Raw genomic sequence first — 21605 nt, forward strand, 5'->3', positions numbered from 1 at the left:
GTCCTCCTTGTGTGGTCACAGGGACTTTTTGAAATCCTAATTCAAGTATATCCAAATAACTTAGAGATGCTTGAGTATAGGTTCTAATGAATAAGTTCCCGAGGCTAATTAGGAGACTACATTTTTATATATAAACGCTGTGTGAGATAGTAAACTAAAGCAAATTATTGGTAATTGTGATGTTTATGTTTATTGTTCAGCGTTTGATTAAGTTGGCCGTTATCTGTGCCGTATTCTTTACTATTTTCGATCTGATCTCGTATGGAGAGGTGACTTGGTTTCAACGGTTTTTGGCTTTTCTACACTAAACTCAGATTTCAATACGTTAGCTACTCATAAGGCGATAGGTTTCTTCCTATTCGCCTTATTACTCCCTCTTCAACCAAAGCCTTAAACAAAGCAATACTTAACTCGTTTTTTCAACTTCCTGTCGGTGGAAAAAACGCCAAAATGCAACTAAATTCATATCAATGATAAGTTTAAGGTATGTAGTTGATGAGGCAATTCAGCGCAATCGCACTAGCTGTTGTAACACTCATTTTGAGCCAAACAACAACCGCAAGAAACGCGAAGATGTTAGGTGATATCTCCCTAGTTCAGCCCATACAGGGTGATCCTAATGTGGATATTAAGCTAGCGAGAATTGGCTGGCATCTCTTCCGCGATCCTCAATTATCGTCAAATGGTAATGTCAGCTGCGCGACATGCCACAATCTGCAAACCAATGGCGCTGAAAATACACCTGTCTCTACGGGGGTGAAAGGTGATGGAATTAGAAATTCTATAACAGTGTTTAATGCAGCGTTAAATTATCGTTTTTTATGGGATGGTACGGAAAACACCTTGATGGCTCAGATTGATGGTCCAATCCATAATCCAATGGAAATGGATTCAAACTGGCAAACAATAGAGCAATATGTAAAAGAGAGTGAACATTATCAAGCTCTATTTAATCGTGACGGTGAATTGCCGATTAACGTTCATAATATCAAGTCCGCTATTGTGGAGTTTGTTGAAGGGCTGCAGACGCCTGGCGCACCATTCGATGCTTACTTATTGGGTTACACGCATGTACTGAGTGAACAGCAAATCAGAGGTTGGAAAACATTTCAGACTTCAGGTTGTGTGCAGTGTCATCAGGGCAAAAATATCGGCGGAGCGATGATCCAAAGGTTCGCCTATTTCAAGGATAAGCCAGTAGTAGAGGACTCGGGCAGGCAACTCGTTACGATAGAAGATGAAGAGCGATTCTATTTTAGAGTAGCCAGTTTACGCAATGTCGCGCTAACGAGTCCTTATTTTCATAATGGGCAAGTCGATAAGTTATCCGACGCGATACAAATCATGGCTAAAACCCAGCTCGGTATAACGATGAACGATGAGAATGTCGCGGACATTGAAGCATTCTTGCAGTCGTTGACAGCACCTAGACCCATAATTTTAGAGGTGTTGGAAAATGAATAAATTCAAACTGATCAACTTTTGCTTTTTTATTGGGATACTGACGTGCTGCACACTGGCGTATATGTCGTATATGAATTCAAAAAACGCTCAAGAATTTCATGCTGGGCTAATGAATATCGGACATGAGTTGATTGAAGAGCGTGATGTTATCGTGAACCGATATGCCGTTGAAGATAGGAAAAACTATGAGTTAACAACATCTTTAGTAGAGATAGAAATCGCAGTACAGGCACTGTTGGAATCATCAAAGGCATCAGTTTGGTTTCCCGTGACACCCAATCGTATAAAAGTTAGGGATACGCTTGAACAGTTTAAGGAGCGAGTGCTTCAAACAACGTTGAAGCTTGATATGTTAATTGGTGTTCAGGTAGAAAATCGGTATGCATTACTCATGTTGTTCAATTTATATCAGCAAGATGTTTCTACCGAGAGCGGTCAATCTTTGGGTGGCAGTCGTTATTTTGAATTTCTCAACCAGTTGCTTCTAACACAAACTGAAGTTGAGAGTGAAAAGGAAGCGAACTTCCTTAAACGGCTTCAAACGAGTGATAAAAGAATTGAATTGCTGACGAATGAACTGCTTGATCACACTTATATTGAGTTTGTCGAAAGCTCAGAGCATCGGTTACTCAATATTGCTCAAAGTGAGGCGCGTTTTACGTGGTTGTTTGTATTTATCGCGGTGATGTTTCTAGTTAGCGCGTTTGTTTATCAGTCACATCACCGAATGCATAACTTAAAACAGTTGAATCTTGAAATTGAAGAGGCGAGAAACAAAGCCGAGCGAGCGGCAAAAGCGAAATCAAATTTTCTCGCTGCAATGAGTCACGAACTAAGGACGCCGATGAATGGTGTACTAGGGCTTTCTCAAATGATTGCAGAAGAGACCAAAGAGCCGACGACGAAAGAGCATATTGGGGTTATTCTTGATTCTGGCCAGCATCTGATGACTATCCTCAACGATATTTTGGATTTTTCTAAAGTTGAAGAAAACAAACTGGAATTTGAGCAAGCTAAGTTTAAGCTCGATCAAGTGCTTTCTCCGGTGTGTAGCGCAATAAAACCACTTGTTGATGAAAAAAATATCGAGTTAATCTTGGAAAACGAGGTTTCTGAATATACTGAATTTACTGGAGATTGTGCGCGTTTACGACAGATCTTGTTTAATCTCGCCGGTAACGCGGTGAAGTTTACCAACGAAGGGCATGTGCTGGTTAGAACTGAGTTAGATGAATCGAATCAGTTGTTGGTCATGCGCGTGAGCGACACCGGTATTGGTATTGCGCCAGACAAGCACGAGCATATTTTTAACTCGTTTGAGCAAGCAGACTCATCAACGACTCGAAGGTTCGGCGGAACAGGGCTTGGGTTAGCCATCGTCAAAAAACTAACCGATTTGATGGGTGGCCATATTACTCTGAAGAGTATAGAAGGCGTTGGAAGTCAATTTATCGTTGAGTTGCCGATTCCTTGGGTAGAATCTGCTCCGAAAAAGCAGCAAGAAGCACCGAAACCTCGCGCAAAATCACACCATTTAAAGATACTACTTGCTGATGATAACCGTGTGAATGCCATTGTGGCAAAAGGGTTTTGCGAAAAGCTTGGGCATGAAGTGGATGTTGCAGAAAATGGATTAATCGCGGTTAAAAAGGCGAAAGAGAACGAGTACGACCTGATCTTGATGGACAACCATATGCCCGAGATGAATGGCGTTGAGGCGACACGCGTTATCCGACAAGAGTTAGGTATCAAGACATTACTCTTTGCGTACACGGCAGACGTATTTCGTGAAGCTCACGATAGCTTTATTGAAGCAGGAGCAGACCATGTGCTTACGAAACCGCTACAGCATGAGAGCTTTTCAGACGCTCTCAAACAGTTTGCCGCCAGACTCGAACCGAAACAGAATCCGCCACTAACGAGTGACAGCAATGTGCTTCAGTTGCAACGTAAGCCAATCGAGAACTTAAGGTTAACAGAGGAAGAACTCTCCCGCTCAGGCATGTTTGCTTCTTTACGAGATGAGCCAGAAGCGCTCGACGAGCTGCTAAAAAGCATTATTGTCGATTTTGAGACATCTGTTGATGAGCTTATTGAATACTTTATGGCTGAAGACTTTGCTTCATTAGAGCTGACGTTGCACAAAACGAAAGGGATGGCACTGAACCTAAGTTTACCTATTTTGGCGAGCCAAACGGAGGCCCTGGAAACTCAACTTAAAGCCAACCAAAGTCCCGAGATTGAGCAGTTGCAGATGCTGATCAATCGGTTACAGGTCAACATCCATCAGTCTCATAGACTTTTGGATGATATCCAGAAGAACAATGCCGATCCTCAACAGATTTTATAGTCCCTGTGAGTGCGATGCTTTCCTTAACTCATTTTGTTGTGGTTTACTGTGGCAAGGACGGATAGTGTTGATTCGTCGTCGGAAAATCAGGGAGTTAGAATGAGTAAGCATTCCGCTTTAATCAAATGGCATCGTAAAGCTGGCGAAGAGTTTAGTGATAATAAGTATAGTCGGGCACACATTTGGCAATTTGATGGAGGGTTGCAAGTCCCAGCATCTCCATCTCCCCACGTAGTACCATTACCACTATCCGTAGAAGAAAACGTTGATCCAGAAGAAGCGTTTGTCGCGGCACTTTCTAGTTGTCATATGCTCGTTTTCCTGTCTATTGCAGCAAAGCGACGTTATGTTGTGGACAGTTACTTCGATGAAGCGGTAGGGGAGCTTGAAAAAGGCGAAAACGGAAAAGAGTGGGTATCAAAGGTAACGTTAAACCCTAAGATAACATTTTCAGGTGAAAAACAACCGACACCATCTCAATTAGAAAAACTGCACCACATGGCCCATGAGAATTGCTTTATCGCCAACTCCGTTAAAACAGAAGTGACAACGCTTATTGCGAATTAAGTGGAGCTCTTTATCAAAAAGCGCGGCCTATTGCGGAGTTATATTAAGCCAGCAGTCATCCTGCTGGCTCGTTCATCTAGACGACACCTTGCTCAATCATTGCATCAGCGACTTTTCTAAAGCCTGCAATGTTGGCGCCTAAAACTAAATTTCCAGGTTGGCCAAACTCTTTACTGGTTTCGTTTGCATTGATGAAAATATTTTTCATGATGGTTTGCAACTGACTATCCACTTGTTCAAACGTCCAGTTTTGCATGCTGGCATTTTGCGCCATTTCAAGTTGACTGGTTGCAACGCCGCCTGCATTGGCTGCTTTTGCAGGCCCATAAGCTATGTCCGAGTCCACGATAATATTGGCAGCATCACGGGTGGTTGGCATGTTCGCCCCTTCACTAATCAAAATACATCCGTTTTCGATAAGAGCCAGTGCGTCGTCTGACGTTAATTCATTTTGAGTCGCACAAGGGAAGGCAGCATCAGCCTGATATCGCCAAACAGCATGTCCTTCATTAGGATAGTCGCCCTCTGGTGTGTATTCTGCTTCAGGGTAAGTTTCTAAATATTCTTCTAAGCTTGCTCTTTTCACTTCTTTCAGTTGTTTTAGGAGCTTAAGATCAATACCGTGCTCATGATAGATCGTACCTCGAGAGTCGCTGCATGTAACTGGCGTTGCTCCCATATGGTACAGTTTTTCAATGGCGTAGATAGCCACGTTGCCAGCACCAGAAACGAGACAAGTTTTCCCTTTCAATGAATCGTTGCGGTCGTTGAGCATGCATTCTGCAAAATAGACGGCGCCATATCCTGTCGCTTCTTTTCTGGCGAGTGAGCCACCCCAAAGAAGACTCTTGCCTGTGAGCACACCTTCGTAGCGTCCCGTCAATCGTTTGTATTGACCAAACATATAGCCAATTTCGCGCGCCCCGACGCCGATATCGCCTGCGGGTACATCGGTGGCAGGACCGATATGACGGTACAACTCGTTCATAAATGATTGGCAAAATCGCATGATCTCGCCGTCGGATTTTCCTTTAGGATCGAAGTTTGAACCGCCTTTGCCGCCACCGATAGGAAGGCCAGTCAGTGCGTTTTTAAAGATTTGCTCAAAGCCGAGAAATTTTATGATGCTCGCATTGACTGAGTGATGGAATCTCAATCCTCCTTTGTACGGCCCCAAAGCAGAGTTGAATTCAACTCGATAACCTTTGTTTACTTGTACATTTCCAGCATCATCAACCCAAGGAACTCGAAACATGATTTGACGTTCTGGCTCGACGATCCTCTGGATAATCGCTTGTTCCTTATATTTATTATTGCCTTCTATTACCGGCGCGAGAGAAGTTAATACTTCTTCTACCGCTTGGTAAAATTCTTTTTGCGCAGGGCTACTGTGTTGCAACGCAACAATAGTATCGTGTATGTATGACATAGATTTCTTCCTTGATGTGAATAAGCAATCAGTTTATATGAATGTATTTCCATTAAATAGTGATTTTGACCAAGATTCAATGGTTGTAGTGGTCTTTCCTGCGGATGAGAATGTGCAGCTTCTAACCCAGGCTGTGTTGGTTGAGATAGGTAGGGCGAGCTAAGTAAGCGGGTGGTTGAGTGATCAGTTTCACATATAACAAGCAGAAATCACTTTAGTCGATGTTGTTGTGCAGTTACGCAAATTGTTTATGTTAACGTCATGTTAAAGTTTTTGTGTGTGATAACTTGTGAAAAGACAACTATATGGATGAGCTTAAGGTTCTGAACTCGTTTATTCAGCAGAATGGCCTACCAGCGTTTGGCCACCTTGATGGAATTCCAACATCGTTACAGCTAGATAAATTTACCTACCTCGATGAGATGGATAAGCCGGTGTCTAAGTGGCGCCGTTACCGCGATTATAAGCAGTTTCAGTTCGTCAATTTGGTCACACCTAATTACGTCATTGGAGTAGCGATTGCTGATATACGGTATTTAGCATCCGGCTTTTGCTACCTGTTTGATATTAAAAAGAATAAGTTGATTGAGCAACAATGGTTGAAACCTTTTAATATAGGTTATCAAACTCAGCCTTCCAGTTGGTGCAGTCTTGCCCATCTTGCTAACAAAAGAGTTCAGTTTTCTATTAAGGATGGTATTTGGCACGTCCACTTTGTGACAGAGTCAGTCAATGCGGATCTCTATTTACGTCCAGAAAATATGAGTTTGCCATTAATGTTGTGTACGCCAACAGGTTATGCGGGTTGGACATATACTCAGAAGCACAATGCGTTAGCAGTAGACGGTAACTTGTTCATATTAGGAAAAGAGCAAGATCTTTCAGAGGTGGCTGCTGGTTACGATTTTTCCGCTGGGTACATGCGGCGAGAAACAAGTTGGCGCTGGGCGAGTATCAATTGCTTTGAGGATGACAGGCGTCTGGGGTTGAACTTGGCAGCTGGCGTTAATGAAACTGGCTATTGCGAAAATGTATTGTGGATTAATGGTCAGCGTCACTTTTTGCAACCTGTGCAGTTTCAGTTTTCACGAAGTGATGAAGGGCAAAAGTGGCATATTACGTCGGAAGATAAACGAGTTAACTTACAGTTCACGCCTTTGAATCGACGCTCAGAGAAGAAAAATTTTTGGCTTCTCAAAAGTAACTTTCGTCAGTACATCGGTTATTTCTCTGGCTATCTTATCGATGGAAATGGCATCAAACATCAGTTAGAAGAAGTTATGGGTCTTACTGAAGATCACTATGCAAAATGGTAGAAACACAATGGATTGGACGCAATTGATGGACCGCCCAGAATTACTTCTGATGATTCTGGCTCCAGTTTTCTTTTTCTGCATGCTTGCCGAATATTGGTTCGGACAAAGAAGGGGACGCTTGCCTGAAAGCGCGACGTATTACTTCCCTGAAGTAGCGTGTAATTTTGTTCTTGCGGGCTTACACCAAGCGACAGACATACTCACGGGTTTGCTGATTGCTCAGTTGTATTTGTGGTGGTTTGATTGGCGTTTGTTTGATATCGAAATGAGCGTCTCAGCTTTTCTTTTACTTGTTGTCCTGCAAGATTTTTTCTATTACTGGTTTCATCGGGCTAGCCATCGTATTCGTTGGATGTGGGCCGCGCACGTTGTTCATCACAGTTCGGAAAGAATGAACTTCAGTACCGCATTTCGTCAAAGTTTAATGTATCCGCTAGCGGGGATGTGGATTTTTTGGTTGCCCTTGGTGATTATTGGTTTTGAGCCAAAATGGGTTGTCTTCGTTGTGTTGTTTAATCTGGGCTTACAGTTTTTTGTTCACACCCAATCAATTCGTTCGCTCGGGCCACTAGAGTGGGTATTTAACACGCCGTCTCATCATCGCGTTCATCATGGTGTGAACCGTCAGTACATCGACAAAAATTATGCGGGTGTATTAATTATTTGGGATCGAATGTTCGGAACGTTTGAACCAGAGGTGGAAACGGTTCGGTATGGGGTTTCTAAACCTGTAAACAGCTTTAATCCCATCCGCGTGACGTTTGCAGAATGGAAAGACATGTTTTATGACGTAACTCGACCAAACTTATCATGGAAACAACGCTGCCGCCGTTTGTTCGCTCCGCCATCGGATTTTTATGAGTAAATTGAGATAAAGAGATTGGAGCGGGCAGCGGGAATCGAACCCGCATCATCAGCTTGGAAGGCTGAGGTAATAGCCATTATACGATGCCCGCGCATCGATAGGACTCGGTTAATATGCCACACTGGACGAAAAAGAAAAGTCTTTTCTCATCAAATGTTTGTCAGTTGCCTAAAAAAGTAGCGAGCTGATGTTAAAGTGTTCATTGTCTCTGGTTTTTTGTGGCACTCGCGATTTCGTTACTAAGCCTAGAGGCTTCCAATTAGGTCGTAAAAACCGAATTCTTAGGTGTTTAGATGTTGATGATATTCAAGATTTTCTGTGCAAAGGTTAATCTCGTTTATTGAACAGTCACGTTTCATGGTCAAGACTAGATATTGAAATGATTACTTTTTACTGTTTATGCGTATGTATAACACAGGGTAATTCTGCTGAAACGGTCAGCTTAACCAAAGGAGATTTAACATGATGAGAGGTTTGATATTAGGGCTGGTGGTGATGCTGGTATCTGCTTGTACTACCGTTACAACCGATGTAGATAAACAAGCCGACTTTTCAGCTTACAGAACGTTTGACTTCGGTGCTCAGGCGGAAGCTCCTACCAGTATTGATGGTCGACGTATTGAGCAAGGGCTTGCTGAACAGCTTGAGGGTAAGGGTTTAAACAAGGTAAATAGCGGCGGTGACCTTTACGTACATCATGATATCGTAGAAGAATCCGAGCTTGTTTCTTCAGGATCGTCGGTGAGCTTTGGTTATGGCTGGAATAGCTTTGGTGTGATCACTTCAAGCCCGGAAAGATATAAAGAACGTAAGTATGGGAAGTTGGTAGTTGAACTGGTTGATGCAAAGGCTAATCAAGTCGTTTGGAAAGGCGTTTCAAGTCGTAAACTGTCTGAGTCAATGAGCTCTGAGAAAAGAGAATCTCTCATCCAAGAAGAAATCGCGAAGATGTTTGAAAGCTACCCTTACGGTGAAAAATAATTAGTATTCTTAACGATTAAGAATACTAATTGCCAATAGCTACGCACAGGGTTAAAAGAACTTATTATTTTGGTTTTGGTTACCTTTGTGCGTACGACTCTGATTGCTTTACTCGGACTACTTTTCTGCTTGCTGGCTCCGAGCATGAGCCTGGCGCACTCACACCCAAATTTTCTTTCCGTTCATAACCAGAATATCGCTGTTGACGCTAAGTCGAAGCACTTTTCAGAACATCCTATCTCTCCAATACAACAAGACTATCCGAGTTTAAACAGCCGGAATGTAGTGAGGGTTAGCCATGCTAAGGAAATGAGCTCGAACGACGATGTAGAACCCGAATGGTTTGAAATGCTTGATGTAGCATGGTGGGCGCATCGTTCGGCAATTTACTCGATGAAGTGGCTAAAACGCATCGGCAATGAGGCTTTAGATTGTTGTATTGAATGTATTTTTACTCACTCTAAATACAGAATCGGCGTGAGAAAAGAATCGAATTTCATATACCGCTTTATACATGCTCGCTAACACATTCCATGTTTTTGCAACTTTTGGTTAATTATGCTTAGGAGCGGTTTATGTTTGATTCGATCATTCAGGTCTTGAGTGCTTTTTGGCATCAAGATTTCACGGCGTTAATGGCGCCAGGCAGTGCAGGTTTGGTTTATTTTGTTGTTGCTGTGATTATCTTTTTGGAAAGTGGTTTTATTCCTGCTGCACCTTTCCCATGCGACAGTGTCGTCGTACTATCCGGTACGCTGGCGGCGGTTAGCGTCCTTGACCCAATTATGATCATGTTGGTGATAGCTGTTAGTGCGGGGTTGGGAAGTTGGGCGGCTTATTTACAAGGCAAGTGGCTAAATCGCTTACCTAAGGTCCAAGGCTGGGTGAGTGCGGTTCCTCAAAAGCGTTTGGAACAAGTCGACGTATTACTCAGTAAACATGGATTGGTTGCGCTTTTGTGCGCGCGGTTTATTCCGGTTGTTCGTTCCCTATTGCCATTAATGATGGGGTTGCGAGTGAAACGTATTAGTAAATTCCATTACTTTGCGTGGCTGAGTGCGATTTTATGGACGCTGATATTATGCGGTTTTGGTTCATTACTTCCTTTGCTACCGGAAAATATGAGCAAAGCAATCACAATGCTATTAATGGCGGCACCAATAATTACTCTTGTGATTGGAGTGCTTAGTTTCTTGTTTGTTAAAGCACGTCGAGCGTTCTGTAAACCCAAGGATGTGTCTGAGTTTTCTCAGTAAGTTTACTTGATTTGCACTTTTAAGCTTGTATGCAGATTAGACATCTAATCGACAGGTTTTTATCAGTAAAAAGAAAGGCGCATACATTGCGCCTTTCTTTTTGAGTGTCGTTAGGGTTTCGAATTTAATAGCCAATGCTATATAAGTATTCGCCAACTTCTTTGCACTGAGACTTGTAGATGTTCTCTACTTCAGACTCATTCTTATCTGCTGCTTTAAATTCAAGTTCGGCAGACGATAGCTGGTCAAAGCTGTAGTCTCTCTCAGACATTAAGTAGTGTCTGAACATCGCTCTGTGTTCCGGAACTGCAATACGTGCGTTAGAAACGTTGGCACACTCTAACAGAGTGTCGTTACTCATTTCTTCTGGCTTAGTTTCTGTGTTTGCAAAGGTTGAGCCCGCTGAAAATAGTAATGCTAGTGCGATTGTTGTAGCGATTCTTGTCATTATATGGACCTCAAATTGGTTCTAGTAACAATGAGCATATTGGCTCTTATCGTTACATTTTCGTGTTCTCTGTATGTCATAAAAAGTTAAACAACAGAGAAGGCGTTGCGACCATGAGTAAAGACGTACATTAAGTTCGCTTCCTTTCTTCCTGAGAGGCGATAAAGAGAGCGTTGACTCATGAGTCCGCCATAACTGTCTAGAGGTAAGCGAGATGCTTGTTTTGCCAACTCCAGTAGTGGTGGAGAAGAGAAAGCAATAAGTAAAAAATAATCAGGAGTAAAATCTGATGATAAAACGCCATCAGTAGCTGATGTTCGGCGACAGGAGACAAGCCCGAACAACTCGCGCTTTATATGTAGGTAGTAACTTTCTGAACCCCAAGAGCTCAGAGAAGCTGAGGCATGAAAATCAGTGTGTGCTAGCTCAAAATCGTCTTGTTGAGAGAGTTTAAGTAGGCGCTCGGAAGTGTAATGTTTGGTGTGGTGCCACTCATGCGCATATGAAGCTGTGATGAGCCCTGAGAGCAGGGACAAAGAAAGCATCAATAATATATGGTGTAGATAACGCAAGAAGTAACCCTAAACATATAAAGCCACAGTTACCCACCATGATTAAGGAATCTTAGTGGAACTATGATAACGACGAAAGCCAGTGTCTGATGAACTCAGCGTATACTAACGAGATGGAAGGGGGATGAACAGAGTTTTCTGATCGCACTTAGGTATATCAGCGAATAACACAATAGTTTTCGCTTTCGAGTAAGCGAAAATGGAAAGAGAGTCGTTGCACAAGGACGATTAAGCTAACAGGATTATTACTGGGGAAGAAATAGAATCTTCTTTTTTCTTCCCCATATGTGTCGCATCGGTATTACGCGCTTGCGTAAATAACGCTGCCGCCTTTTATAGTGTCAATGATCTCGCGAGACAACTTCTTTGGTAAAGCAGGGCAACCCCAACTGCGTCCGAGGTATCCATTCTTCTTGATAAAGGAAGGGTTTGCGTAATCGGCACCGTGCACGACAATGTAACGCTCGCGAGCTTTGTCGTTTAATCCAGAGCTTAGCCCATCTAATCGAAGTGAATAGCCATTTGAGCCGTAGTAAGTGGTATCAGTCAAAAAAGTGCCCAATGATGTTTTTCGCGAGTTCACGACATTTGAAAACTGTGTCGCTGTTTTCTTTCCGCTGTTCACGCCGTGAGAAACATACGTATTGTAGATTAGCTTCTTTTTATCTAAATCAACCACATAAAAACGCTTTTCAGTTGATGGTTTACTATAGTCGATGATCGTTAGTACCGACTTCTTTCTATCGGGTGTCTTCTGATAAGCGATGTAAGCGTCACTGAACAACTTAAAGTCTACTATGCCATCTAGCTTGGCTTGTTTAAACACATGTTCAACTTGCTTTGGTCGTAAATGATCCCTGAGTTCGTTATCTGATTGTTTTGCAAAAGCAAAAGGTGAGACAGACAACAGCGCACATGTAAATAATAAAATTAACTTTTTCATCTTGGCTAAATAAAACTCTATGGTGTTACAAATTTACCGATTGCTTCATGCATTCGTTAAAACAACATGCACATCAATATAATTCTATTCCCAATGTTTCTTATTGCACGCTTAGGTGCTTGATATTGGGTTGACGATAAGTTTTCGAGTTAAAAACTAACTAATTGAAACTTATATAAAATATGAAGTTTAACGATGGTTTCTATAAACTTCGGCGTAAATAATATCTGATATATGTAATTAATAAAACTGTGTTTAAGGATATTTGTGAAGTTGCTAATTTATAAAAACGGCGTTTTATTTTTCGTACTTTAGAAACTCTTTTTATTTCAATGTGTTTTCTTTTTCTACGCTTTATCCAATACCTCAAAAGTTTGTGATTTAACTCGTAACAAATCGTAACGCCGAATCGTTATGTGTATAAGTGCATTTATAATGTATGAATAAACAACAGGGTGGTAAGAAAAGGCAGTAAAACAGCGGTGAATCGGTTGTTTTTAATTCACGATTGACAAAGCCAAGTCTAAGTCGTACAAAAATTGAACTTGTGAATGTATCGTTTAAGTGAGAGTGATGAGCTCGACAAAAGTGAAGTGATGCGTGCTATTGTTTATTCTCTAATTTATTCGATTACATAAGGAAGGGTACATAGTAAAAATTTAAAAAATAATTCTATCGTGTGGATTAAAATATATAAATAATAAAACTTAGAAATTAAAAGATAAGAACGCCAGATCTGAATTCATTAAATTTTTGAACATGAAAGTAAACTCTATTTATTATGTTTGGTTTGAAAGCGCTCAAATTGATTTAAGGACGGTTATGACAGCATTTAATAAAGTGTTTATTGTCACTCCCAATGTTAATGATTTTGCAATGTTGCGAGAGTCGCCATTGGAAATGTCTCTTCAAGTAACGGCAAGCAAACCTATCCAACTCTATGGAGAGTCTGTTAAAGCCAGTTGGAAAAGTATTGATATTGAATGGTTAGACGTTAAGGGTGAAAAGCCATTACCCAGGCCTGATATTGCAGCATGGGGATCTTTTACTCTTGCTGTATCCGCTTCTATTGCGGATAAGCTCGATGTGTTGAGCGAGAATGTCGAATTTTTACCATTAAATCTACAAGGAAAGCCTTGGCGAGCATTAAACATTGTCACTCAAATTGATGCCATTGATACCTCTGCTACCGAGTATAATCTTCGTCATGGTAAGCTAAGTCGTGCTAGACCGTTTAAGAAACTCGTTTTGAATAGGGAAGCCGTTAATGAATCTGACTTGTTCAGAGTAAAAGGTGCTGGGCTCAGAACGTTTTGCACGGACAAAAAAGGTGGCTTGTACGATAGCGTCAAAGCGCTGAATTTGACCGGTTTGGATTTCAAGGAAGTGCTGGTTTAAAAACGAATAAATAGTGATTTACTCGACTAAAGTCATAGATATAGGTATGGGGGAACAAAAGCTGAGCATCTATCAATGAAGCTCATATATAACTAAATACAGCCGCCACAGTTGTGACAGCTGTACGTCTCCCCTTAACTTATGTTCTTGAAACCCTAATTGAGCTGGCCATGGACGCATCAAATCGACTGTCGTCATTTGCCGATTGCCACCACAAGCTCAATTGTTCTTTAGTCATTGGTTTGCCAAATAAATAGCCTTGCATATAGTCGCAGCGGTATGCCGATAGCCATTCATGCATCATATTGTGTTCAATACCTTCTGCTGTAACCGTTTTATTCTGGGCATGGCATAGCTCAATAATAGGTTTGATCACATGGCCGTTGTTGGTCTTCATCAATGTAACGAGGAACTCTCGATCAAATTTGATTTTTTGAACCGGATACTGAACGAGCTGAGTTAACGATGTGTAACCAGAACCAAAGTCATCAATTGCAAGACGGTAGCCACGTTTTGATAGCTCATCAAGTAGAGCCGTTCCTTGTTGTTCTGCGGCAAAGGTTTCGGTTATTTCTATCTCAATACATTCTGGTTTAACACTGTGCAGTGTCGCTTGTTCATGGATGTAGTTTGCCATTTCTATCGAGTTTAGCTCTGCTGATGAAAGATTGACCGAAAGAACAATATCCTTACCGAAAATATTCCTTAATTGATGGTATTCCGCCGTTGCATTGGCGAAAACCCAGCGGTCAATTTTATCAAATAATCCGGCTTGCTCTGCAATTGGAATAAACTCCTTTGGAGGGATAGGGCCGATACCTTCGGCTTCCCAGCGCAACAAGACTTCTAACCCCTCAATTTCGTTGCTTCGATTGTTCATATAGGGTTGAAAAACAAGGTGAAATTCTTCCTCTACATTGCTTTTTCGGAGCGCACGTTCAAGTTGACTTCGTCTTTGAGACTCAATATTGAGAGCGGCTGAATAATAGGCGTATTGATTTTTCCCTGCCCGTTTTGCTTGATACATAGCCGCATCGGCACTGGAGAGTAACTTCGCGATGTCAGTACCGTCTTGAGGATATTGTGCAATACCTACGCTTGCCGTAACGGGAAATGAATTACTCCAAGATGAACTGAGATTACTAATCGGTTTTAGCAGCTCTGATGCAAGCAAATCAGGCAAGCGTTTTACCTCTTGATTTGAGCTCAGCAAAATTGCAAATTCGTCACCAGATAACCTGGCGGCAAAGCAGGGGCTGTTGTAATCGTGCGAGAACTTTTGACAGGCATTCTTGATGTGTGATGAGAACACTTTTAATAAGTTATCTCCCAATTCATGCCCGTATTTATCATTCACGTATTTAAAGTTATCAAGATCGACGTAAACAACCCACAGAAACTGCGAAGGGGAGATAAGTTCACGAGTGGCAAGCTCATGAAAACGATGGCGATTGGCGAGTTGCGTCAGGTGATCCGTTTCAGCTAGGCGTTTTGTCTTTTTATAGATGACATTAAGTTCCTCATACATATCAAAAAAGCGTGCAGAGAGGCGTCCTATTTCATCGTTTGTTTCTAGCTTTTCAATATTGTCACGTTGATTAGATTCAAGTTCGTTCAGCTGCTTATCAAGGCGAGAAACAGGGCGCAACACATAGCGGTACAACACCAAAATGATTAATGTGATGGTGAAAAACGCCGCTACGCCAAAGGAGAAAGCAAGTTCTAGCCACACTTTATCGACTTTATTCCACATTAAATATTCGGCAGGAGAAAGCACGGCATAAAAGTGCGGCAGTAGCTCAATGGTTTGAGCGAGAGGAATATCAAGATAAATGGGTTTGTCGGCGAAAGTAATCACGCTGTGCGTGTCAAACTCGATTTCATGCTTAATCTCGTTAAAGGCTTCAAGTGATACGGAAACTACCACAAAAAACACATTTTTCGAGTCAAAGCTCAAAGGGTGAGTCCCCGTTCTTTTGTCGACGACCTCATATTGAAGAAGAATGCTTTGTCCACTGGAGTTATAAATAAAGCCAGTGTGACTGAAAGCCTCTCTCTCATTGAAACTTCGTGATATGTACTCTAACACCTTTGGGTCGACCACGCCCGATGATTCGTAATATTTGTTTTCTGTGTAGTAGAGAAGGTTTTGTTTTCCGTCGAGGATCGCCATGCTCGCATCGCCTTTGTAACCATGGCTCAATACTTCAGCGGTCTCGTCTAATCGGTTAAACAAGACTCGTTCACGATAGGGGTTGTTATGATTTACCAAATAGTCTTGTAATACATCACTTTTACTGAGCGTATAGGCATAGCTATTAAGAAAAATATTCGCTTGTCGAAACTGCCCGGCGAGCTTTTCCATCTGCAACTGAATATAGCTGTCTTCCCGCTTGATGAGCGTCACTTTTTGAATGCTATAAATAATATAGCTAGATACTAACGCGCTTAATAAGATCACTGGCGCGACAAGCAAAATGACTCTATTGCTTAACTTCATTATGGTTCTTAGTTTCCGTTTGTGTCCCTACAAACGTCGCGTACCAGGTAAGGTACTGAACGGATGATGTGTTTTGGCAAATTGTAACCAGATTGTAAGGTGAGCGTTCTCCAAAATCAGGCAGCTATCTAAGAATTGTGATGACGTGAAAGGTTTCGAGCTTATTAACTAGAGGTTTTCTCAGTAGTTGGACGTCTCTTTTCCTCCCTCCCTGTATAAAACCTAACTGTAATGACAGGGAAATACTGTCATCGAAACGTTTCGATGATAAAGTGTGACTCAAGTGCACTTTTCCTATTCAATGACAATTGAATTACAGATCATTCTCACACCTTATCGATCTCACACTGGTCAAATTGCGATGACGAATTATTATTTCATCGAAACGTTTCGATGAGTTTTCTGTTAATAACAAAACACTTTAAAACAGGCGCTCATGGTTGTATGAACGTGTAACCGAAAGGTCGATGAGATGAAAAAAAGTACCCTAATTAACTCAGATATTTCTTACTTGGTGGCGACGCTAGGCCACACCGACGAGATCACTATATGTGATGCTGGTCTACCAATCCCAGAGCATGTTCAGCGAATCGATTTGGCGCTAACGCATGGGGTACCAAGTTTTCTTGATACTGTTCGCGTAATTCTATCTGAGTCCCAAATCGAAGGGGTCATCATTGCGGAAGAGTTCTCTGATGCAAGCCCAGTTTTGCATGAAGCGTTGCTCAACGAACTGAGCAAAGAGAGTGAAGAAACGGGCAAATCTATTGAGGTGAGCTACGTGTCACATGAAGCGTTTAAAGCACGCACGGCCCAAAGTCGCGCTATCGTAAGAACGGGCGAATGCTCGCCATATGCGAACGTTATTTTCCAAGCGGGCGTGGTTTTTTAAGCCAGAGATATTGAGGACAGATTATGACTCAAGCCATTCTACAACTAAGCGAAATTGAGAAGGCGTTTCCGGGCGTAAAAGCACTCGACAAAGCAAGCCTGAATGTTTATCCAGGCCGTGTGATGGCGCTGATGGGTGAAAATGGAGCAGGCAAGTCAACGTTAATGAAGGTGTTGACAGGCATTTACCACATGGATGCGGGGAGCATTCAATATCAAGGTCAGCCGGCGGCCTTTAAAGGTCCACGCGATTCACAGGAAGCTGGTATTAGCATTATTCACCAAGAGCTGAACCTGATTCCTGAACTGACGATTGCCGAAAATATTTACTTGGGACGAGAGTTCACTGGCTCCTTAGGGCGTATCCAGTGGGGCAAAATGTATGACGAGGCTGACAAGCTTTTAAAACGTCTGAATGTAAAGCATTCATCAAAAACATTGCTTGGCGATTTAAGCCTTGGTGAACAACAAATGGTGGAAATTGCAAAGGCACTTTCGTTTGAGTCGAAAGTCATCATTATGGATGAGCCAACGGACGCATTGACCGATACCGAAACGGAATCACTGTTTAAAGTGATTAATGAGCTCCGCGAGCAAGGATGCGGCATCGTATACATTTCGCATCGTCTTAAAGAAATCTTTGAAATCTGTGATGATATTACAGTGCTTCGTGATGGTAAGTTTATCGGTGAGTGCAAGGTGTCCGACACTGATGAAGATGGCCTAATTGAAATGATGGTTGGCCGAAAATTAGAAGAGCAATATCCACGTATTGATGTCCAACATGGCGAAACCTGTCTTGAAGTCATTGGTTTGACTGGGTCTGGCGTTCAGGATGTGAGCTTTACTCTCAAGCGTGGTGAGATTCTTGGAATTTCTGGCTTGATGGGCGCAGGCCGCACTGAACTCATGAAAGTCATTTACGGCGCATTACCTAGTGAGCATGGTGTTATCAATCTTGATAACAAAACTATTAACCCGGTTAGCCCGCAAGATGGCTTGGCAAATGGTATCGCTTACATCTCTGAAGATCGCAAAGGCGATGGTTTGGTTTTAGGTCTTTCGGTTAAGGAGAACATGTCACTTTGTTCGCTAAACCAGCTGACCAAAGGCTTCCAGATTCAACACAGCGACGAAGTGATTGCTGTGGAAGATTTTATTAAGTTATTCAACATTAAAACCCCAACGCGAGATCAAATCATCGGCAACTTATCTGGTGGTAACCAGCAAAAAGTTGCGATAGCGAAAGGGTTAATGACGAAACCTAAAGTTCTGATTCTGGATGAGCCGACACGTGGTGTTGATGTCGGAGCAAAAAAAGAGATTTATCAGCTCATCAACAAGTTTAAGGCCGAAGGCATGAGCATCATCTTGGTTTCTTCCGAGATGCCTGAAGTGCTCGGCATGAGCGACCGTATTTTAGTGATGCATGAAGGTCGTATCACTGGCGAATTTGATGCGAAAGACGCCGATCAAGAAAAATTACTCGCCTGTGCCGTAGGCAAAGAGATCAATGAGGAAGCAGCATGAGTACGAATACCATGAGCAAACCAACCGAAACTGGCAACAAGAAGTTGTTCACAAAAGAGTGGCTGATTGAGCAAAAATCACTGATAGCTTTGATCTTTCTGATCGTTGTTGTGTCATTTTTGAACCCGAACTTTTTTACGGTCGACAACATTCTCAACATTCTTCGTCAAACCTCCGTGAATGCCATTATCGCAGTGGGTATGACATTAGTTATTTTAACAGCAGGCATAGACTTAAGTGTTGGTTCGGTATTGGCATTGTGTGGTGCCTTTGCGGCAAGCATGATTGCGCTTGAGGTTCCGGTGCTGGTGGCGGTTCCAACTGCTTTAGTCGCAGGTGCAGCGTTAGGTGCGATCAGCGGTATCATTATTGCGAAGGGTAAGGTGCAGGCATTTATCGCTACGCTGGTTACCATGACGTTACTACGCGGTGTGACCATGGTGTACACCGAAGGTCGTCCAATCTCGACAGGCTTTACTGACACCGCGGATGCGTTCGCATGGTTTGGTACTGGCTACGCGCTAGGCATTCCGGTTCCTGTTTGGTTAATGGTGGTTGTGTTTGCAGCGGCTTGGTATTTACTTAACCACACGCGCTTTGGTCGCTATGTTTACGCACTAGGCGGCAATGAGTCTGCGACTCGCCTATCAGGTATCAATGTAGACCGAGTGAAGATTGGTGTCTACGCCATCTGCGGTATGTTAGCAGCGCTTGCAGGCATTATTGTAACGTCTCGTCTTTCTTCGGCGCAGCCAACAGCGGGTATGGGCTACGAGCTAGACGCTATCGCAGCGGTTGTTCTTGGCGGTACCAGCTTGATGGGCGGTAAAGGTCGTATCATGGGTACCTTGATTGGTGCGCTGATCATCGGTTTCTTGAACAATGCACTTAATCTACTTGATGTTTCTTCCTACTACCAAATGATTGCAAAAGCAGTGGTTATCTTGCTGGCGGTATTGGTAGACAACAAAAACAAGTAATTCATAACAATCTGTATGTATAAAACAGTGAATACAAACCGAGTCAGGGGACGTGTACTGGCTCACCCTACACAAAGGACTAGAACGATGAAAAAACTTGCAACTCTTATCTCTGCTGCACTTCTTTCTTCAACCGTATCGGTAGCGGCGCAAGCTCAAGATACCATGGCGATTGTGGTTTCGACGCTAAACAACCCGTTCTTCGTAACGATGAAAGACGGTGCGGAAGCAAAAGCGAAAGAATTGGGGTACGACTTAATTGTACTGGACTCGCAAAATGACCCGAGTAAAGAACTGTCGAACATCGAGGATTTAAGTATTCGCGGCGTAAAAGCAATTCTTATCAACCCAACGGATTCTGATGCAGTGTCTAATGCAATTCGTATGGCGAACCGTTCTAAGATCCCTGTGTTGACATTAGACCGTGGTGCAAGCCGTGGTGAAGTTGTGAGTCACATCGCGTCGGACAACGTAATTGGTGGTGAAATGGCAGGCCACTACATCATGGAAAAAGTCGGCGAAAAAGCAAAAGTCATTCAACTTGAAGGTATTGCGGGCACATCGGCAGCGCGTGAGCGCGGTGAAGGCTTTATGAATGCAGTGAAGGGCAGCGATATGGATCTTCTTGCTAGCCAACCGGCTGACTTTGACCGCACAAAAGGTCTAAACGTAATGGAAAACCTGCTAGCGGCTAACCCGGATGTACAAGCGGTATTTGCACAGAATGATGAAATGGCGCTAGGTGCACTTCGTGCAGTTCAAGCTTCTGGCAAAGATGTCGTTATCGTTGGTTTTGATGGTACGGAAGACGGCATTGCAGCAGTTAACCGTGGCAAACTAGCGGCAACTATTGCTCAGCAACCAGACCTTATCGGTGCTTTAGGTGTTGAAACGGCTGACAAAGTTTTGAAAGGTGAAGAAGTAGAAGAGTACATCCCAGTACCACTAAAAGTAGTCACTAAGTAAGTTTCAAGTTCCAATAAATCATCCTAATTTTTGCTCTCTCCTCCGTTTATATCTGTCGTTTAGGAGGTGAGGGCAAACTTACCCAAAATACTGCAAAGTGTGGGGTATAGATGCCTTTGGCTTTTTATCGAGACTCCTTCATCAGGAAGAGAAGTTAAAGTCATCTAATGTATTTTCCTAAACAGTTTTTTAAAAGGGTTCATTCAGAACCGAGGATAACCGTATGAATAAGTTAGTGGTGTTAGGTAGTGTAAACGCTGACCATGTTCTTCAAGTGCCTTCTTTCCCTCGCCCAGGCGAGACGCTGCATGGTCGCAACTATCAAGTTATCCCAGGTGGCAAAGGTGCCAACCAAGCCGTCGCGGCGGCGCGATTAAATGCAGACATCGGTTTTATCGCTTGTGTGGGCGACGACTCATTCGGCATTAACATTCGCGAAAACTTCAAAATGGACGGCATCGATATCACTGGTGTGAAGATGCAGCCAAATTGCCCGACAGGTATCGCGATGATTCAAGTGTCGGACAGTGGTGAGAACAGCATTTGCATTTCAGCTGAAGCGAACGCCAAACTGACAGCAGAAGCGATTGAGCCAGATTTAGAGCGTATTCGCCAAGCAGATTACTTGCTAATGCAATTGGAAACGCCGATGTGCGGCATTGAGAAAGCTGCGCGTGTAGCGAAAGATGCCAAAACCAATGTCATTTTGAATCCTGCGCCAGCTCGTGAATTGTCAGATGAATTACTGTCTTACATTGACGTGATTACGCCAAATGAAACGGAAGCTGAAGTTCTGACAGGTATTACTGTAACAGACAACGAAAGCGCGCAAGAAGCGGCGAATGTGCTACATGGTAAAGGTATAGAAATTGTCATGATCACACTCGGTGCAAAAGGCGTTTGGCTAAGCCAAAACGGTCGAGGCGAAATCATCTCGGGTTTCCGCGTTGAAGCGACGGATACTACCGCTGCGGGCGATACATTTAATGGGGCATTCGTCACTGGTCTCCTAGAAGATTTACCTTTAGAATCAGCGATTAAGTTTGCACATGCGGCGGCTGCAATTTCTGTGACCCGCTTTGGCGCGCAAACGTCGATTCCAACCCGCGAAGAGGTGGACGCGTTTCTCGCGGAACAATAAGGCGCACA

19 protein-coding genes and 1 tRNA gene are annotated in these 21605 nt (G+C 42.9%); 14 read left to right on the forward strand and 6 right to left on the reverse strand.

From position 1 onward, the window contains the following. Window positions 1–495 precede the first annotated feature (495 nt). The 3 genes from R7R78_RS03040 to R7R78_RS03050 all read left to right on the forward strand — a co-directional run bounded on the left by R7R78_RS03040 (window position 496) and on the right by R7R78_RS03050 (window position 4381). Entirely contained in the window at window positions 496–1464 is a 969-nt protein-coding gene (locus R7R78_RS03040; protein ID WP_017820324.1) for a cytochrome-c peroxidase, read from the forward strand. Then, complete coding sequence (locus tag R7R78_RS03045) at window positions 1457–3814, forward strand: ATP-binding protein (RefSeq protein ID WP_225473017.1); 2358 nt, start codon at window positions 1457–1459, stop codon at window positions 3812–3814. Before R7R78_RS03040 ends, R7R78_RS03045 begins: the two co-directional genes overlap by 8 nt. 99 nt (window positions 3815–3913) lie before the next feature. Then, window positions 3914–4381: an OsmC family protein gene (locus R7R78_RS03050; protein WP_017820322.1), complete on the forward strand. Its 468-nt coding sequence runs from the start codon at window positions 3914–3916 to the stop codon at window positions 4379–4381. Window positions 4382–4457: 76 nt separating this feature from the next. Here the strand turns inward: R7R78_RS03050 and gdhA are convergent, their stop codons facing one another. Then, window positions 4458–5810 carry an NADP-specific glutamate dehydrogenase gene (gdhA, locus tag R7R78_RS03055; protein WP_017633658.1) on the reverse strand — a complete coding sequence of 451 codons (1353 nt, stop codon included), beginning with the start codon at window positions 5808–5810 and terminating at the stop codon, window positions 4458–4460. A gap of 305 nt (window positions 5811–6115) precedes the next feature. On the opposite strand from gdhA, the gene R7R78_RS03060 reads away from it, so the two are divergent. Together R7R78_RS03060 and R7R78_RS03065 are read left to right on the forward strand one after the other, a co-directional pair. Further along, window positions 6116–7126 carry a DUF2804 domain-containing protein gene (locus R7R78_RS03060; protein ID WP_206225659.1) on the forward strand — a complete coding sequence of 337 codons (1011 nt, stop codon included), beginning with the start codon at window positions 6116–6118 and terminating at the stop codon, window positions 7124–7126. A 7-nt stretch (window positions 7127–7133) separates the two neighbouring features. After that, entirely contained in the window at window positions 7134–7991 is an 858-nt protein-coding gene (locus tag R7R78_RS03065; RefSeq protein WP_005373167.1) for a sterol desaturase family protein, read from the forward strand. Between the two features lie 16 nt (window positions 7992–8007). Here the strand turns inward: R7R78_RS03065 and R7R78_RS03070 are convergent. Further along, window positions 8008–8082: transfer RNA gene (locus R7R78_RS03070), tRNA-Gly, on the reverse strand. Between the two features lie 371 nt (window positions 8083–8453). Between R7R78_RS03070 and R7R78_RS03075 the strand changes: the two genes are divergently transcribed. From R7R78_RS03075 to R7R78_RS03085, 3 genes are all read left to right on the forward strand, one after another. After that, the gene (locus R7R78_RS03075) at window positions 8454–8972 is read left to right on the forward strand and encodes a DUF4136 domain-containing protein (protein WP_053304498.1); all 519 of its coding nucleotides are present in this window, start codon (window positions 8454–8456) and stop codon (window positions 8970–8972) included. Between the two features lie 87 nt (window positions 8973–9059). Then, entirely contained in the window at window positions 9060–9497 is a 438-nt protein-coding gene (locus R7R78_RS03080) for a hypothetical protein (RefSeq protein WP_225473018.1), read from the forward strand. 50 nt (window positions 9498–9547) lie between these two features. Next, window positions 9548–10228 (forward strand): DedA family protein, encoded by a 681-nt coding sequence (locus R7R78_RS03085; RefSeq protein ID WP_033906460.1) that lies wholly within the window; start codon window positions 9548–9550, stop codon window positions 10226–10228. A 124-nt stretch (window positions 10229–10352) separates the two neighbouring features. Here the strand turns inward: R7R78_RS03085 and R7R78_RS03090 are convergent, their stop codons facing one another. The 3 genes from R7R78_RS03090 to R7R78_RS03100 all read right to left on the reverse strand — a co-directional run bounded on the left by R7R78_RS03090 (window position 10353) and on the right by R7R78_RS03100 (window position 12191). Further along, on the reverse strand, window positions 10353–10676 hold the full coding sequence (locus R7R78_RS03090) for a hypothetical protein (RefSeq protein WP_042522561.1): 324 nt from the start codon (window positions 10674–10676) through the stop codon (window positions 10353–10355). 86 nt (window positions 10677–10762) lie between these two features. After that, window positions 10763–11221, reverse strand: coding sequence for a hypothetical protein (locus tag R7R78_RS03095; protein ID WP_017633653.1), 459 nt, complete (start codon window positions 11219–11221; stop codon window positions 10763–10765). A gap of 328 nt (window positions 11222–11549) precedes the next feature. After that, entirely contained in the window at window positions 11550–12191 is a 642-nt protein-coding gene (locus tag R7R78_RS03100) for a murein L,D-transpeptidase catalytic domain family protein (protein WP_167416091.1), read from the reverse strand. 822 nt (window positions 12192–13013) lie between these two features. Here R7R78_RS03100 and R7R78_RS03105 point away from each other — a divergent pair. Then, the gene (locus tag R7R78_RS03105) at window positions 13014–13589 is read left to right on the forward strand and encodes an imm11 family protein (protein ID WP_025767876.1); all 576 of its coding nucleotides are present in this window, start codon (window positions 13014–13016) and stop codon (window positions 13587–13589) included. Window positions 13590–13728: 139 nt separating this feature from the next. Here the strand turns inward: R7R78_RS03105 and R7R78_RS03110 are convergent, their stop codons facing one another. Then, window positions 13729–16089: an EAL domain-containing protein gene (locus R7R78_RS03110; RefSeq protein ID WP_167416090.1), complete on the reverse strand. Its 2361-nt coding sequence runs from the start codon at window positions 16087–16089 to the stop codon at window positions 13729–13731. A 472-nt stretch (window positions 16090–16561) separates the two neighbouring features. Between R7R78_RS03110 and rbsD the strand changes: the two genes are divergently transcribed. The 5 genes from rbsD (at window position 16562) to rbsK (ending at window position 21597) form a co-directional block, all read left to right on the forward strand. After that, the gene (rbsD, locus tag R7R78_RS03115) at window positions 16562–16981 is read left to right on the forward strand and encodes a D-ribose pyranase (protein ID WP_005382620.1); all 420 of its coding nucleotides are present in this window, start codon (window positions 16562–16564) and stop codon (window positions 16979–16981) included. 23 nt (window positions 16982–17004) lie between these two features. Further along, window positions 17005–18510, forward strand: a complete 1506-nt coding sequence (rbsA, locus tag R7R78_RS03120; RefSeq protein ID WP_005373147.1) for a ribose ABC transporter ATP-binding protein RbsA — start codon at window positions 17005–17007, stop codon at window positions 18508–18510. Then, the gene (gene rbsC / locus R7R78_RS03125; RefSeq protein WP_005382618.1) at window positions 18507–19490 is read left to right on the forward strand and encodes a ribose ABC transporter permease; all 984 of its coding nucleotides are present in this window, start codon (window positions 18507–18509) and stop codon (window positions 19488–19490) included. Before rbsA ends, rbsC begins: the two co-directional genes overlap by 4 nt. A gap of 87 nt (window positions 19491–19577) precedes the next feature. Beyond that, window positions 19578–20456, forward strand: a complete 879-nt coding sequence (rbsB, locus tag R7R78_RS03130; RefSeq protein ID WP_005373143.1) for a ribose ABC transporter substrate-binding protein RbsB — start codon at window positions 19578–19580, stop codon at window positions 20454–20456. Window positions 20457–20679: 223 nt separating this feature from the next. Continuing rightward, window positions 20680–21597 carry a ribokinase gene (gene rbsK, locus R7R78_RS03135; protein ID WP_149192074.1) on the forward strand — a complete coding sequence of 306 codons (918 nt, stop codon included), beginning with the start codon at window positions 20680–20682 and terminating at the stop codon, window positions 21595–21597. The last annotated feature ends 8 nt before the right edge of the window (window positions 21598–21605 follow it).

The sequence above is a fragment of the Vibrio sp. 2134-1 genome (assembly GCF_033339495.1).